Source organism: Peribacillus frigoritolerans, assembly GCF_040250305.1.
In the GTDB taxonomy this organism is placed as follows: domain Bacteria; phylum Bacillota; class Bacilli; order Bacillales; family DSM-1321; genus Peribacillus.
In genome coordinates this window covers 4670555-4686077 of record NZ_CP158190.1, presented here as the reverse complement: position 1 = coordinate 4686077, position 15523 = coordinate 4670555, and the positions used below count along the sequence as shown (strand labels likewise).

14 protein-coding genes, 1 pseudogene and 1 riboswitch are annotated in these 15523 nt (G+C 39.1%); of the genes and pseudogenes, 13 read left to right on the top strand and 2 right to left on the bottom strand.

Features of this window, described 5'->3' with window-relative positions:
- Positions 1-104: 104 nt before the first annotated feature.
- The 3 genes from ABOA58_RS23065 to ABOA58_RS23055 all read left to right on the top strand — a co-directional run bounded on the left by ABOA58_RS23065 (position 105) and on the right by ABOA58_RS23055 (position 1187).
- Positions 105-284, top strand: a complete 180-nt coding sequence (locus tag ABOA58_RS23065; RefSeq protein WP_034315231.1) for an IDEAL domain-containing protein — start codon at positions 105-107, stop codon at positions 282-284.
- Positions 285-571: 287 nt separating this feature from the next.
- Entirely contained in the window at positions 572-700 is a 129-nt protein-coding gene (locus ABOA58_RS23060) for a hypothetical protein (RefSeq protein ID WP_260359184.1), read from the top strand.
- A gap of 166 nt (positions 701-866) precedes the next feature.
- Complete coding sequence (locus tag ABOA58_RS23055) at positions 867-1187, top strand: antibiotic biosynthesis monooxygenase family protein (protein WP_053533860.1); 321 nt, start codon at positions 867-869, stop codon at positions 1185-1187.
- A gap of 724 nt (positions 1188-1911) precedes the next feature.
- On the opposite strand, the gene ABOA58_RS23050 is transcribed toward ABOA58_RS23055, so the two are convergent.
- Positions 1912-3315, bottom strand: coding sequence for a sigma-54 interaction domain-containing protein (locus ABOA58_RS23050; protein ID WP_350300183.1), 1404 nt, complete (start codon positions 3313-3315; stop codon positions 1912-1914).
- 304 nt (positions 3316-3619) lie between these two features.
- On the opposite strand from ABOA58_RS23050, the gene speB reads away from it, so the two are divergent.
- The 10 genes and pseudogenes from speB to ABOA58_RS23000 all read left to right on the top strand — a co-directional run bounded on the left by speB (position 3620) and on the right by ABOA58_RS23000 (position 13872).
- Entirely contained in the window at positions 3620-4618 is a 999-nt protein-coding gene (gene speB / locus ABOA58_RS23045) for an agmatinase (protein ID WP_350300182.1), read from the top strand.
- A 100-nt stretch (positions 4619-4718) separates the two neighbouring features.
- Positions 4719-6158, top strand: a complete 1440-nt coding sequence (locus ABOA58_RS23040) for a sodium:solute symporter (RefSeq protein ID WP_350300181.1) — start codon at positions 4719-4721, stop codon at positions 6156-6158.
- 24 nt (positions 6159-6182) lie between these two features.
- On the top strand, positions 6183-6962 hold the full coding sequence (locus ABOA58_RS23035) for a class II aldolase/adducin family protein (RefSeq protein ID WP_350300180.1): 780 nt from the start codon (positions 6183-6185) through the stop codon (positions 6960-6962).
- A 90-nt stretch (positions 6963-7052) separates the two neighbouring features.
- A complete protein-coding gene (locus ABOA58_RS23030; protein WP_350300179.1) occupies positions 7053-8042 on the top strand; it encodes a D-2-hydroxyacid dehydrogenase in 990 nt (329 codons plus the stop codon).
- A gap of 156 nt (positions 8043-8198) precedes the next feature.
- Positions 8199-8291, top strand: coding sequence for a putative holin-like toxin (locus tag ABOA58_RS23025; protein ID WP_220126990.1), 93 nt, complete (start codon positions 8199-8201; stop codon positions 8289-8291).
- A gap of 551 nt (positions 8292-8842) precedes the next feature.
- Entirely contained in the window at positions 8843-9415 is a 573-nt protein-coding gene (locus ABOA58_RS23020) for a TetR/AcrR family transcriptional regulator (protein WP_241594823.1), read from the top strand.
- 61 nt (positions 9416-9476) lie between these two features.
- Positions 9477-10904, top strand: a complete 1428-nt coding sequence (locus tag ABOA58_RS23015; protein WP_350300178.1) for an MDR family MFS transporter — start codon at positions 9477-9479, stop codon at positions 10902-10904.
- A 209-nt stretch (positions 10905-11113) separates the two neighbouring features.
- Positions 11114-12160: pseudogene (locus ABOA58_RS23010) on the top strand (alkene reductase); the annotation flags it as partial.
- A 142-nt stretch (positions 12161-12302) separates the two neighbouring features.
- Positions 12303-12824 (top strand): topology modulation protein, encoded by a 522-nt coding sequence (locus ABOA58_RS23005; protein ID WP_350300177.1) that lies wholly within the window; start codon positions 12303-12305, stop codon positions 12822-12824.
- 433 nt (positions 12825-13257) lie between these two features.
- The gene (locus tag ABOA58_RS23000; RefSeq protein ID WP_350300176.1) at positions 13258-13872 is read left to right on the top strand and encodes an undecaprenyl-diphosphatase; all 615 of its coding nucleotides are present in this window, start codon (positions 13258-13260) and stop codon (positions 13870-13872) included.
- Between the two features lie 148 nt (positions 13873-14020).
- Here ABOA58_RS23000 and ABOA58_RS22995 read toward each other — a convergent pair whose 3' ends face one another.
- The gene (locus ABOA58_RS22995; protein WP_350300175.1) at positions 14021-14149 is read right to left on the bottom strand and encodes a hypothetical protein; all 129 of its coding nucleotides are present in this window, start codon (positions 14147-14149) and stop codon (positions 14021-14023) included.
- Between the two features lie 994 nt (positions 14150-15143).
- Positions 15144-15309: riboswitch (M-box (ykoK) riboswitch) on the top strand.
- The last annotated feature ends 214 nt before the right edge of the window (positions 15310-15523 follow it).

Sequence of the window (15523 nt, the reverse complement as noted above, 5' to 3'; positions counted from 1 at the left end):
GTGGATAAGGAAAAGAAAAAGAGGAAAGGATAAGATTTTAATAAATAATAATAATCTCCAAGTTATTTAGTATAATAGAAAAAAGGTTAAGGAGTTGGTTTCGTATGGAGAAGCAATTGCCAGGAACATCGCTTGAACCTGAAGAGATGGCTGAAATGGTTTTAAAAAAGGCCCTTAGTGATTACCGGAAAGCACAAATTGAAAAAGAAATCGATGACTCATTAAGAAATCGTGATAAGGAAGAGTTCCTACGTCTAACTGAAATATTGAAGGGCATTTCCTGAAATTTTATTCTCTGTGAACAAGACAAGTAGTTATGATATGGAATGTACACTGAAAAGCCAGCACAGCTGATAACCATAAATATGCTGAAGAGAAAACATTATCTGGAACATACTAAGTAAATAGCAATCTATAGTATTATAATATTTTACATTGTAAGCGCTTTCTTGTATAATCAAATAAAGATAATGATGGAGAGAAGAATGTAAGTGCGCTAATGGCAGGATTCACAGGTATTAGTGGCTGAAAAGTTTATGCACCGGGACAAAAACTATAAGGGGGAAAAGTTATGAAAAAGAATGGAGTGTCGTTAGTTGAATTTGTTCAGGAGGATCGATTCGAACTCAGCTCCTACATTACTTCTTTATTTAATAAACTGAATGACTATGTTCCCAAAAGTCTTAAAGATAAAAGGTGAATGACAATAAAAAATGGATCAGGAAGATATGATAACTTCCTGATCCATTTTTTTTGGATTTTGAGTTTTAAGTAGTGCACTTAAGTCGAAGTCTCAATAATTGACAATGAGAATCGTTATCGAATAAAATGATTCATTATAAGTATATCGATTGGAGTTGTTCATATTGTTCGTCCAGATGAGAAAAATGGTGGTAAAAGAAGGTAATGCAGAACAAGTAGTAAAACGGTTCAGTGGGGAGGGGATCATAGAAAAGCAGGAAGGGTTCATCGATTTAAGTGTGATGGTGAAAAAAGTGCGCCGCGGGGATGAAGAGGTCATCATTATGATCAATTGGGAGTCAGAGGCACATTGGAAGCAGTGGGAAAAGAGTGAAGCCCATATCGCAGGCCATAAAGCGAACCTTGGGAAACCAAAGCCTGAATATATCGTCAGTTCGGAAGGATCATTATATGAAGTGAAAGCTATAAAAAAGGCAGTGAAATAACCGACTATAAGCAAGCCTGTTTCAAATTCGGTACAATTGAAAAGATATTTCCTAAGTTACTGGGTGGAATATCCCATTTCTCAATCATCGTGTTAGCATAAGGATGCGGAATGGTTACCGTTTACATATAATAGCTTACCTTCACTAAAAATTCAGGCTCCCATTATGGGTGCCTCTTTTTGTTGATGAAATCATCTCGGGACAGGTTATGTAATTCCTATTCTGCTGATATAGTAAAATATCTTTTGTTTTCAAAAATGGAGACAATCATGGAGTGTGAAGAAAAGGGGAGCAGGAAGTAACAGGTGCAATTGGAGCAAAGGGAATAATGAGCTACTGGATCAACCGGTACAACAGGAGAAGTGGGGGCAATCGGTTTACGCTTCCAAGTAACCAAAATTCAGGGTCATTCACAGTGAATGGAACCAACACTGTGTTTCCGTTCCTGTGACAGGTCGCTAACAGTTGGGGTGGGGCAGGAGCTTCACTGATGATCATTCGGTTGAATTAATGTAAGCTTTAGCATTAATAATTTGGAAATGTGATATTTGTGAATCCCATTCAATTTGAATGTGGATTTTTTTGATTAAATGTTTATATCACAGGTTTCACTTCAAGAATTGCCGGCATATAAGGTTTCAAAAAGCGCCCTTAGCTTGAATAGCATCTATGACTATACGCTAAGGACCTTTCATGGTTTACAGAGATTCTAGTCCAGATGAATTTACAAATACTTTTTGTATTTCTTTAATTTATAGATGACTGTTGGCTGGCTGATGCCCAAATGTTCTGCCATTTCGTATGTGGTTTTACATTGTTTCCATGCTTTTGCAATCAGTTGCCTTTCAACCTTTTCCAGTGTCTTCTTTAAATCGAAATTCTCTTCACATTCCTGTTCGATTGCCAGGAACGTGGAATCTTCAGGCTGTTCTATTTGCCCTGTGATGGATTGGGGAAGGTGTTCGGGAAATATAATAGGCTCTTCGATGGTCAGGATTAACCGTTCAATTAAGTTTTCTAATTCCCGTATATTTCCGGGCCAATGATAATGAGTCAAAACTTCATAAGTCGATGGATGGATTTTTTTGAATTTCTGGTATTTATCATTGGTTTTCTGTAAGTAATGCTGAATTAAGAGAGGGATATCTTCTTTACGTTCATGTAATGCCGGTATTTGGATGGGAATCACATTCAAACGATAAAATAAGTCCAATCTGAACTTACCTTGACTTACCATCTCCTTCAAATCTTGATTAGTTGCTGCAACCAGGCGGAAGTTAATATGGTTTTCTTTTTTTCCGCCGATGCGCTTTATCTTTTTTTCCTGTAATACTTTCAGTAATTTAGCTTGCATGGCAAGTGGGAGTTCACCGATTTCATCTAAGAAAAGAGTCCCGCTGTCAGCCTGCTCAATCAGGCCTTGCCTCCCTTGTTTATTTGCCCCTGTAAATGATCCCGGCTCATAGCCGAATATTTCTGATTCAAACAAACTTTCAGGTATCGTGCTGCAATTCACTTCGATAAAAGGTTCTTTCTTTCGGTTGCTTTGGTCATGAACAGCACGGGCAAAAGTGCTTTTTCCTACCCCGGAAGGTCCTAATAAGAGAATCGTGGCATCGGTTTTTGAAACATTATGGATCGTTTTTAAAATATGCTTCGTTTCATTACTTCTGGCAATCAAATAATGGTAATCCAGTTCCTTTTCTCTTAAATCCTCGACTTCCGTTTGATAGCCTTTTATTTTTCGTTGTAATTGCTCAAATTGATCCTGCAATTGCAAAATCTCGGTTTGATCCTGACCATAGCTGATTACCCTAACGAGAAGTCCTTCCTTATTAAAAATGGGATAGCCAGTCGACATGACAACATGACCCGTTTTAGTTTCTTGCATTATGCGCTTAGCTTTCTTTTCTTTTAAAACAATCGCATTGATGGAAGGTGTGAGAAGGCCTTCACTTTCTAATTGATAGACGGAGGTACCGATATAAGAGTCACTTTTCATACCATAAATCTCCCAAAGCTTTGGGTTGGAATATAAAATGATCCCATCTTGATCGGTAATGAGAATGTTATTATTCGATGTTTCAATAATCTTATTTAGTTCTTCCTCCAGCATATCATCGTACATAAGTTCCGCTCCTTTGGGTTTTGGGATCATGTTTAATTAAAATATAAATCAAAAAGTCGAAATAATCAAAAATTAAATTAAAAAACAAGAAAATGATTAAGTTTTTAATCAATTGAATGAAACAAAATAACGAAAAGCCTCATATACCACAGCAAAATAGTTGGCCTGAATCTTGCTTATGTAATAGATAAGAAGAGAATTTCCATAGCCATTCTATTAGAAAAGATGGAAGTTTGTAGGAACAGCTGCAATTGCAGTGGAGTGAAAAAAATTACGGCAGAATTAGATTTTAGGAGGATGTTACATGATGAAGTATCAACCGAAAGACTCATTCAAATCACCCCGTTTTTGTGGAGTGCGTACGTTTATGCGGCTCCCATTTGTTGAACGGGTAGATGAACATATGGATTTTGTCATTACGGGGATTCCTTTTGATTCCGGGCAATCATTTAGAACGGGTGCGAGATTCGGACCAGAGGCCATTCGCGATTTTTCAATCCTTTTACGTCCTTATAATCCAGAACAAGATATTAATATTTTTGACTATATATCAGGAATAGATTATGGGGATATTCCAATCATTCCGGGGTATATTTCTGAAACATATAAAAAGATCGAAGAAGAGCTTACCCCCGTCATTGAAAAAGGGATCATTCCCATTTCATTGGGAGGCGATCATTCCATTACACTAGGGGAGTTACGTGCGATCGTTAAAAAACATGGACCTGTTGCCCTGCTTCAATTCGATGCTCACTCTGATACTTGGGATAGTTATTTTGACCAAAAGTATAATCACGGAACCGTTTTTCGCCGCGCAATAGAAGAGGGTCTCATCGATGTATCTCGATCTCTTCAAATTGGTATGAGGGGCGGTCTGTACGGACCGGAAGATCTTCAGGATGCCCGGGATTTAGGTTTGGGCGTTTATACGACAAACGATTATAAACGTATCGGGGTCGAAAAGATGCTGGGGGTCATTCATGAGCGTGTTGCGAATGGTCCGGTTTTTTTATCTTTTGACATTGATTTTTTAGATCCGGTCTATGCTCCGGGAACGGGGACCCCTGAAGTTTCCGGTGCCAGCATTGATGATGCTTTGGCCTTAGTGAGAGGCTTGACGAATATAGATTTTGTTGGATTCGATCTTGTTGAGGTTTTACCATCATACGATCACGGACAAATCACGGCTGCCGCAGCCGCTAATATTGTCTATGAATTCATCACACTCATTGCTCTCGCAAAAAAAGGGAAACTGGAGAAAAAAGAGAGAGTCGGAGATTTGGAAACCCAATTTAACAAATAGTTTCTTCATTTAACTGTAAAGAAGGAAGGAATCGGTGAAATCCTTTCTTCCCTCTTTACAAAGCGATAAGAACAATACAAGCCCAAAAGGAGATGTGTACATGCATATTTTGGATATATCGATCATGATTCTATATTTTTCTGTTTTAATCATTGTGGGAGTAATCGGATCCAAACGGGCAAAAACAGCAGATGATTTCATTGTGGCAGGACGTAATCTTGGTCATTTTATGTATTTATCCTGTTTAGCTGCTGTGATATTAGGGGGTGCTTCTACTCTAGGAACAGCAAAGTTAGGTTATCAGTTTGGGATATCCGGTATTTGGCTAGTGGTGATGATCGGGCTCGGCATTATTGCTATCGGGTTGTTTTTAACAAATAAGATATTTAATTTAAAAGTATTGACGATCAGTGAAATGCTTGAGAAGCGTTACAACTCTCAGACAAGATTGATCAGTGCCCTTGTCTCTGTTATCTATACATTCATGCTGACTGTAACGCAAGTGATTGGGATGGGGACAATTTTACATGTTTTGGCCGGCTGGAATTTAACGGTTTCCATGATTGTCGGGGGTGGGATCGTTTTATTTTATACAATATTAGGAGGTATGTGGTCAGTCACCATGACTGATGTCGTGCAATTCGTCATCATGACGATCGGCATTTTCTTTATCATGCTTCCGATGAGCATCTCTAAGGCAGGAGGGTGGGGCTCGCTTAAAGAAAATCTCCCGGCCTCACATTTCGAGTTAGGCAACATTGGCGGAGAGACGATTTTTCAATATTTCCTACTATTTACTCTAGGGGTAGTTGTTGGCCAAGATATTTGGCAGCGACTTTTTACCGCACGAACCAAAGCTGTTTCTCGTGGCGGAACGATTGGAGCGGGACTATATAGTGTTTTTTATGCGATTGCAATCAGTATCATTGGAATGTGCGCTTTTATTATCCTTCCTGATTTAGGCGATCCCCAAAATGCATTTACCAGTATAGCGATGGAAACTTTACCTGCTGGCCTATTGGGGGTTGTCATTGCGAGTGTGGTATCGGCCCTAATGTCCACAGCTTCAGGAACTTTGCTTGCTTCGTCCACTTTAGTTGTTAATGACATCATTAAAAAATATATCGGTCCAAAAATGAGTGAACGACAATTTTTAAAAACATCCCGAATTACAACTTTAACGATTGGTGTATTGACCATAATCGTTTCGATATGGATTCAAGATATTTTAGTTGCATTGGATGTAGCTTACGCAATTTTATCCGGTGCTGTGTTCTTTCCGATCATCCTTGGTTTCTTTTGGAAAAGGGTCACGGCTACAGCAGCATTTTACTCAATTCTGGCCAGCATGATCGTTATTATTGTCGGATTGGTGATAAATGGACCTTCCTCCACTCAACCAATCCTGTACGGGCTCGCTACTAGTTTTGTCGTCATCACTACGATCACTCTCCTAAGTCCGAATAATGATCACAGAAACAAAAGTGAAGTAAAGCAAGATATAAAGGGTAAAGCTGACATGGACACAATGGCTAATTGATGGTTCGGCAAAAAAACGGAAAAATTGAGGAGGAAAGTAAAAATGACAAAGACAATTTCCCTGCAACCCGCAACATTCAATACATTGGAAGAAGAGCGCATTCACAGGAAGGAACGGTTGGCAGCTTCATTCCGTCTTTTTTCAAAGTTTGGTTTCGATGAAGGGATAGCTGGCCATATTACGGTCCGTGATCCTAAATATACAGACCATTTCTGGGTTAATCCGTTTGGGATGCATTTTAGTCAAATTTCCGTTTCGGATCTTATATTGGTCAATCATAAAGGTGATATTGTAGAGGGTGAACATTCTGTGAATGGTGCTGCCTTTGCCATTCATTCTGAAATTCATAAAGCGCGACCGGACGCCATTGCAGCGGCACATGCTCATTCAGTCTATGGAAAGACATGGTCTTCCTTAGGGAGACTGTTAGATCCGATTACGCAAGATGCCTGCCAATTTTACAGAGATCATGCATTATTTGATGATTTTACTGGTGTGGTTTATGCATCCGAAGAAGGGAAACGCATTGCTAAGGCTTTAGGTCAATACAAAGCTGTCATCCTCCGCAACCATGGATTGTTAACTGTAGGCCAGTCTGTAGATTCGGCTGCGTGGTGGTTCATAACGATGGAACGTTCATGTCAAGCACAGATAATGGCTGAGTCTGTAGGTAAGCCTATTTTTATAGACGAAGAGTATGCAAAGTTAACGGCAGAACAAACGGGAACGGAATATGAGGGATGGCTGAGTTTTCAGCCTCTTTGGGACAGAATCAGAAAAGAGCAACCAGATTTCTTGAAGTGACCATAAAGCAAGGCATGGTCTAATCCGCAACGGATTGCTTTCCCATAAAAGAGGGAAAAAGGTATCGTAGGTTCTTGAGGAGGTTTTATAATGTCCGGTTCTAAGAAAACAGCACCTTCACTTTATATAAGGGTCGATATACCGGAAAAATACATCAATCAGTTTAAGGAGTTTTGTTCGGAAGTTGTTGTCGAACCATGGGAATTCGGTGAACCTGAACCACAGCCAACAGTTGATCTATCGAAGTTTGATGTCATTTATACGCTGGGGCTTCATGATAATCTTAACATTATAAAAAAAGCTCCAAAGATTAAATGGGTCCATTCAGACACTGCTGGAGTGGAGGCCATGCTGAATGAAGATATACAAAAAAGCGATGTCATCATCACCAATGTCAAAGGCTGCACATCTGTCCCGATAGCGGAGCATACAATTGCGATGCTGTCTTCGTTAGCAAGAGGTGTACCGACAATGATCAGAAATCAAATAAACAAAACTTGGGTTGAAATTCCTGTGAAAGATCTCGAGAATGCGACAGTGGGGATAATTGGGTATGGTGATATTGGCTATGAGATAGCAAAGAGATGTAAAGCACTGGGTATGACCGTTATTGGGTGCCGCCGGAATCCCTCCAAGAGGAACACAGAATATGAACCTGCAGATTTGATAATGGGAATGGATCAAGTGGATGAGGTCCTTTCCAGGTCCGACTTTGTCGTCTTGGCCCTTCCGTTTACAAAAGATACATCATACTTTTTTAATAAAGAACGCTTAAATAAAATGAAAAAAGGCAGCTATGTAATTAATGTCGGCCGAGGTAATACGATTGTTGATGAAGATTTAATTCATTCCTTGAGCAATGGACACATAGCAGGTGCGGCTCTGGATGTGTTTGAAGTAGAACCTTTACCTAAGGACCACCCTTTCTGGCAGCTGGAAAATGTCATGGTTTCCCCACATAATGCTTACAACTCTTCCAAACACTTAGATCGGGTAATGGAATTATTCCTGAAAAATTTAAAGCTTTATTCTGACGGTAAACCCCTAATGAACGTTGTAGAAAAAAAGCTTGGTTATTAACAGTAATCGATCTTTTGAAAAGAAATTCGAATGGAGTACAAGGGCAGACCCTGATTGGGTTTGCTTATTTTTTGTTTAAAAGCCACTGTTTCATCTTTTTCTTGTATAGGACAATCTCTGATCAGGAAAAGCTGGATATAAGGAGGCGATGTATGAATGGGTACTTTCGAAGTTATTTCCCTGATGCTAAGCTTTGGCATGTTTGTAATTGCTATTCTTGATTTCAAAAATCATGACAAGAATCCTTGAAGATATTGAGGCAGGCCGATGTGTTTGAATAATAATGGAAGCGTTTTAAAAAATGCCGGTTTTTTATAAGAAGGTATTGATTTTCTCGAGTTTTTAAACTTGCAGAAAACACCATTAGAAGGTGTTCTTCAGGCTGTAGACAAACTCGATGAAAACTAAGTTTGCCTGCAGTTTTCTAATTTAAAAGTTCAGTTGATTTCAGAAATTGACCCGCTGTATTGTCTTGGGCTGTTGACGCAGTTTATCGACCTAAACCACACTTTATTCAGCCATTCACGCGCAGTATTCGACCTACCTCGCACAGTATTCGACCGTTGAAGCACTATATTCGACCGTTCACAAATTTTTTACACCTACATCTTATTATTCGGAATCCGAACACCATTTTGTCAACAAACTGGAGAACACCATTAGGAGGTGTTCTTTTTTGTTTCCAATGAATTTCAATCGCATATTCCATGCATACATAAGTATCATCTTTGACAAAACAATGATATACAAGTATAGTCTCTAATAGACCGGTTGATATAATTTTAAGGAGTGATCCAGCTATGGCAGAGAAACGAAACTCTAAAGACATTCTTATTGAAGCTGCTTCCCGACTTTTTCGAATACGTGGATATTATGGTGTAGGGCTTAAGGACATTATTGAGGAAAGCGGAATCCCAAAAGGTTCTCTGTATCATTATTTTCCGAAAGGCAAAGAAGAATTGGCGATAGAGGCGATTATTCATACAAAAGAATTCGTGATAGATGAAATTCAACGGGGCTTTGATGAAATCGATGACCCCATCAAAGCCATTCAGGCTCATATTTTTCAATTATCCGAGGTATTTGGTGATAGTGAAAATCTATTAGGACTGCCAATCGGAACGATTGCAGCAGAAACATATACGACGAGTGAGCAGATAAGAACGGCCTGCCAAGAAGCGATAGAAGATTGGCAATCTATATATGTGAAGAAATTACTCGAGGCGGAATTCAGTGAGAAACGGGCAAAAGAATTGAGTATCGTAATTAATGCTTTAATTGAAGGCGGTATCCTTTTATCCTTAACGGCGAAAAGCGGGGAACCTCTCCATGCCATTGCCGAACAGATACCATTATTGCTGATAAATAAATAAGTCATACGGAAAAATTATCTTAAGCTTAGGTCGAACAGTTAGTAATTGGAGGAAATATTTTATGTCTACAGATGCAACACAGCAACAAAAAACAGTCATTAGAACGACTCCCATTTTAATTGCATTTTTAATTGCAGGGTTCATTGGGTTATTCAGTGAGACGGCATTAAACATGGCGCTGGGCGATCTAATACAAGAGTTCAATGTCAGTCCTTCCACCGTGCAATGGCTGACAACGGGTTACCTATTAACATTGGGGATATTGGTTCCCGTTTCGGGACTCTTGATTCAGTGGTTCAATACTCGTCAATTATTCATTGCCTCAATGGTGTTCTCCATCATTGGGACGCTCATTGCAGCAATTGCACCTGGGTTTGGCATCTTGATGCTAGCCCGTGTCATCCAGGCAATCGGAACGGGTCTTTTATTGCCTCTCATGTTCAATACCATTTTATTGATTTTCCCTATTCATAAAAGGGGAGCGACGATGGGATTGATGGGGTTGGTGATCATGTTTGCCCCAGCAATCGGGCCGACAGTTTCAGGTTTGATTATTGAAAACCTGAAGTGGAATTACATTTTCTGGGTGTCTTTGCCGTTCTTTGTGATCGCTTTACTATTCGGTCTCAAATATATGCAAAACGTTTCAATAATCACCAAACCTAAAATTGACGTACCATCCATTATTTTATCGACCATTGGTTTTGGGGGTATTGTTTATGGCTTTAGTATTGTCGGAGAGCAAGGATGGAGCAATGTGATAGTTCTATCTTCGATCATTGTTGGACTTATAGCGCTATTCCTGTTTGCTGTGAGGCAATTCAACATGGATAAACCGATGATAGATTTGCGCGTTTTTAAATACCCGATGTTCACGTTAGGGTTAATAACTGTCTTCATCACCTTCATGATCATCATGTCATCCATGATTCTCTTACCGCTATACCTGCAAACCGGGCTTGCATTAGCTGCGTTTTCTGCTGGGCTGGTACTATTACCGGGTGGAGTGCTTAATGGTATCATGTCTCCGGTTACAGGGCGCATTTTTGATAAGTTCGGGCCAAGAGGGTTAGTGATCCCTGGCTTCATTATCATGATTGTCATGTTATGGACCTTGACGAACGTAACGACTGAAACGACGATCATTATGGTAGTCGTCATGCATTCCCTCCTTATGATTGGTGTTTCGATGGTCATGATGCCGGCCCAGACAAATGGGCTGAATCAACTGCCGAAAAAACTTTATCCGGATGGAACGGCTCTAATGAATACATTGCAACAAGTATCAGGGGCCATCGGTACAACCGTTGCCATTACAATCATGTCAGCATCCCAAAAAATTTATATGGCAAATGCAGAAGATCCGTTCGATCCATCTGCCATTAGCGGTTCATTGACTGCAGGCGTTCAAGATGCCTTTATTTTCGGTCTTGTCCTTGCAATCATTGGTTTGATCGTGTCTTTTTTTATCAGAACAGCACGAGACTAATAAGATATTAAAATAAATTAGCCAGCAGGGAATAGAGTATCTCTGTCTGGCTTTTTCATTGGTCTTTATTACCATATTTTATCAAAAGATCTAAAATCAGAGTGAATTATTTGAAAATTAACCACTTATCGGATAATCTTACACAATGATAGTTACTAAATTTAGCTCAGGTAAAGCGGTTAACAGGAGGGACTTAAATGAAAACAATAAAAACCAAAATGTTTGAACCTGTAACAATAGGCGCATGGAACTTAAAAACAAGAACGGCTATGGCTCCTATGACACGGGCGTTTGCCGATAACGAAACTGGTGTTGTGAATGACCTGACCGTAGAATATTACCGAAAACGGGCTCAAGATGGAATCGGACTTATCATTACTGAAGGTGTAGTGATTTCACCAAGAGCAAAGGGCAATCCTGGAGTTCCCGGTATATATACTCAAGAGCAAATCAACGGGTGGAAAAAGGTAACGGAAGCAGTACACGCTGAAGGCGGAACGATTATTGCGCAAATCTGGCATGTGGGCCGTGCAAGTCACCATGAAATTGCAGGAGGACTTCCTCCACAGGCTCCGTCACCTATAGCTGCAGAAGGAAAGGTTTCACGATTCGGCAAACCTTTTGACACTCCTGAAGAAATGACAGAGACGGATATTGCAGAAGTTGTGAACCAATATAAACAAGCTGCAAAGAATGCAATGGATGCTGGCTTTGACGGCGTTGAAATTCATGGTGCACACGGCTACTTAATAGACCAGTTCAATTCTGACACCTCCAATAAAAGGACCGATCGGTACGGTGGTGATTTAAAACAGCGCCTGACTTTTATGAAGGAAGTGCTAAAAGCAGTTATTGATGCGGTTGGAGTGGAACGTACCCTTATTCGTTTCTCGGCTTTGAAAATTGACCAGCCGTCTTACATGTGGGAAGACCCTGAAAAAGCGATCCAAACATTTATTGAAGCGTTCAATGAAACAGGAGTCAAAATGATTCACCCATCCACGATGGAATTTACCAAACCGATTGCAAGAGGATTGACCATGCATGAATTGGTACGCAGCCACTGGGATGGCATTATAGTCGGTGTGGGAGGGCTTGATCCTGAAACAGCAGAAGCCGCACTGGAAAAAGGCATCATTGACGTTGCGGCGATTGGACGTCCGCTTTTAGCCAACCCGGATTATCTGGCACGAATCAAGCAGGATGAAAAACTTGTTGATTACGAGGCGAAGAAACATTTAGGGCAACTGATTTAATAGAGATAAGATATAAGGAAGGGCTTGTTCATGACAGGACACCGCAGCAACCATACTTCCTTTTCTAAAACTGATGCGATTCTTCTTCAAGAAGGGTCGCCTTTTCTTATGAACCTAAAAGGGGAGAGTGGATGGTATATCAATGGAACGTATCATGGTTATCGGAGTGTCCGCGGGTGTCGGAAAATCTACTTTTGCAAGAAGACTTGGAGATAATTTGAATATCGAAGTGCATCATTTGGATACATTCTACTGGAGACCTGGCTGGGTTGAAGCTCCTTTAGAGGATTTTATTTCTGCTCAGAAGGAAGTATTGAGTCATGACAAGTGGATAATGGAAGGCAATTATAATAATTCTTTTCATTTACGGTCGGAGCTTGCCGATACGATTATTTATTTGGAACTTCCTCTCCGTGTTTGCCTTTACCGTGTTATCAAACGGTGGTTGTCTAATATAGGTAAAACAAGGCCTGATATGGGCAAAGGCTGCAATGAAAAATTAGACTGGCAGTTTATTAAATTTATCATGACCACCTACTTTCCTCGCAAGAAAGAAATGAAAGCCAGATTTGCCGATCTTCAAAAGAGTGACCCTGAAAAGCTAATAGTTATTTTAAAAAGAAAGCACGAAATTGAAGGATATCTGTTGAATGTGAAAGGATAAGCTTTTTTACCACATAATTTTGATGACACTTAGAGATTTCAGAAACTGCCCTTAACAAAAATTTGGAATTAATATAAAGCCCAAAGGGATCTTCCAATCGAAAATCCCTGAAACTGTATACAGATTTGAAGAATTCGAGTTTGCCACAGTTTTTTTATGGCTTGTACAATATGGACGTTGATTTCCGCTAAGAAACTCGCTTTCCGCGGGGCGGTCAAGGAGCCTCCTCGGCTTGCACCTGCGGGGTCTCCCTAGACGCACTTTCCCCGCAGGAGTCTTTGTACTTGAGTATTGGAATACATAGATCCTGAATGTTGATGATGGACTTTCTTTCTTAAAGATGTAAAATATAGATTTAATTGAAGTTCATCTTATATACATAATGGAGCTTAATAAAGGTTAAAGTGATAATACAATCAGGAGGAATTTTTCAATGGCTTTGTCCGAAATGAATAGTAAATTGTTTAGAATGATTAATAATCTAGGTAAACAATACCCAGATTTAAATCCTTTCTTTGTATTCATAGCTGAATACATGATTTTTTTCTTAGTATTGGCAGTCCTGATATTTTTGTTTTCTCGAAGCAATAAAAATAGAATCATGGTAATCTGTGCATTCATTACACTGGTTATCTCAGAAATATTGGCGAAAATAGCAGGGCAATTCCACACGAATTATCAACCATTTGCTGAGTTGCCCAACGTTAATAAGTTAGTTGAAAAAGCAGTCAATAATTCCTTTCCAAGCGACCATACAATCATATTTTTTTCATTTTGTATAACCTTCTGGTTATTCAAAAGAGGTTGGGGGTTTTTATGGGGAATTTTGGCTGTCCTTGTAGGTATTTCGCGAATTTGGGTAGGTGTCCATTATCCAGCAGATGTTCTTGTCGGAGCCATCATAAGTATCGTTTCAGCCACAATCGTTTACCAAATTGTTCTTAAGTTAAGTCTTACTAAGAAATTTTTAGGAAATCAAGTAGAGGGCGAACAGTCCATTCTATCTGCCCTATCCAAACAAAAGAAAGGTAAGTCAAAGGACTTTTAAAAAAGAGTTACTTGAAATACTACCAGATTACAGTTCGGATAACGCTAATGATGAATTGTCCTTTTTGATCTCTTTCTGCCAAATAACTAAGAAGATTATCTGCATAAGAAACAAACCGGTCTGAATATGGCCGGTTTGTTTCATTTAGTTACTCTGATTTAGAGCTCTGATCTTTATTTCTTTTATTTCCTTTGCTGTTGTCCCCACTAACAGGAGTTTGTCCGTGTAAATGCGGTGAATTTTGGTTACGGCTTCCTTTATTGAATTTTTTTGTCATGTCTCACATCTCCTTTCTTTTTTCACATACAGTTTGTCCCTTTTTGGTGAACTTATGTTTCTCGCTTGAAAGTAACTTCTTTATCAAGTGCACGGCTAGTAAGGTAGCTCAGTAGGGAGGATACGTAGAATAATCATTACCTGTTGAAAAAAGGGGCTCAGCTGCATATCGAGTCAAGTTGGTTAGATTGAGTTACAGACGACTGAGTTAAAGTCCTAAAACGCTTGTCGGACCTCCAAGTTTATCGATCTGCATTTTGCCCTTGAGGGAATTTTACACAGACAAAGTGTGCAAACTGGCTGTTATGACTGTTGAAAGTTCTAATTATGAAGATGAAATAAAATAAATGTTATGGAATGTTCGGGAACTAGAGGATCTTTTTAACATAAGTCCATTCAAGAGGATTAAATTACATAGTTCTTACTTTATTTTTAATAAGCTTGCAGTAGTAGTTTGTAGCTCTGAAAAAAAGAAAAGTATATACAGATAAATGATTTCAAGGATACATGTGGCATTCTTTTTTAAAGCATGTATAAGCATCTTCATAGTGATCTTTCCTTTCTTATTGTAATTTCATCAATTATACTAATGAATTTATACAAAATCTTCCTCTTTGTTAGATTACCTGCCATTGTTTTTCTGGATGAGAAATTTTGTTGAAAAAGGATCGTTCACCATTACCAACTGGTGAATATCAATTATGTAAATGAAGGAAGGCTTTTTAAGAGGACAATATTTTCAACAATTACCTCGATAGAATATATTTCACGTCTATTTGGGGAATCCAATAACTGATTTTGGTATGTACTTTATGAAGAATCAATCGAATATTTGCTTCACAGACATTCAATAAGACTGCTTTAATCGAGAGCGCCTAAGTCGGTGATGTTTTGACTTTACCTTTTTAAAGGTCGGGATATTAGGTCAAAATTAGAATTATTTGAATCAAACATTGACATCTAAAAGAAACTCTTTTAGAGTGGATGTGTAAATTAAATATCCTCGTTAGGTGAGGCTCCTGTGTAGGAGATACGCTACTGCCCAAAAATGTCGAAAGACGCCAATGGGTCAACAGAAACCATCGACATAAGGTGGTTTTTAATGTAGCTGGCTTTGTCCTATGCCACACAGTGCTAAAGCTCTACGAATGGAGGAACTGGATTTATGCTTGTATTTGTCATTCAGTCTTATAAGGCTGTTTGTATTTGTCATCCAGACAATGTACGCATATTTACCGTATTTAACACCTTCATTTGTAATGGAGGTTTTTTTGTTTTTTTCCTGGGGGTGAGGAATTTGGATAACTATACACGACGACATACACGTGAATGAAAACAAGATTTTGGAAGGGGAATAAATATTTTTTTTACTCTT

Bases quoted from the DNA above. Each gene is read 5' to 3' on its own strand.
- ABOA58_RS23065 (WP_034315231.1), top strand. From the start codon at position 105: ATGGAGAAGCAATTGCCAGGAACATCGCTTGAACCTGAAGAGATGGCT.
- ABOA58_RS23060 (WP_260359184.1), top strand. From the start codon at position 572: ATGAAAAAGAATGGAGTGTCGTTAGTTGAATTTGTTCAGGAGGATCGA.
- ABOA58_RS23050 (WP_350300183.1), bottom strand. From the start codon at position 3,315: ATGTACGATGATATGCTGGAGGAAGAACTAAATAAGATTATTGAAACA.
- speB (WP_350300182.1), top strand. From the start codon at position 3,620: ATGATGAAGTATCAACCGAAAGACTCATTCAAATCACCCCGTTTTTGT.
- ABOA58_RS23040 (WP_350300181.1), top strand. From the start codon at position 4,719: ATGCATATTTTGGATATATCGATCATGATTCTATATTTTTCTGTTTTA.
- ABOA58_RS23030 (WP_350300179.1), top strand. From the start codon at position 7,053: ATGTCCGGTTCTAAGAAAACAGCACCTTCACTTTATATAAGGGTCGAT.
- ABOA58_RS23025 (WP_220126990.1), top strand. From the start codon at position 8,199: ATGGGTACTTTCGAAGTTATTTCCCTGATGCTAAGCTTTGGCATGTTT.
- ABOA58_RS23020 (WP_241594823.1), top strand. From the start codon at position 8,843: ATGGCAGAGAAACGAAACTCTAAAGACATTCTTATTGAAGCTGCTTCC.
- ABOA58_RS23015 (WP_350300178.1), top strand. From the start codon at position 9,477: ATGTCTACAGATGCAACACAGCAACAAAAAACAGTCATTAGAACGACT.
- ABOA58_RS23005 (WP_350300177.1), top strand. From the start codon at position 12,303: ATGGAACGTATCATGGTTATCGGAGTGTCCGCGGGTGTCGGAAAATCT.
- ABOA58_RS23000 (WP_350300176.1), top strand. From the start codon at position 13,258: ATGGCTTTGTCCGAAATGAATAGTAAATTGTTTAGAATGATTAATAAT.
- ABOA58_RS22995 (WP_350300175.1), bottom strand. From the start codon at position 14,149: ATGACAAAAAAATTCAATAAAGGAAGCCGTAACCAAAATTCACCGCAT.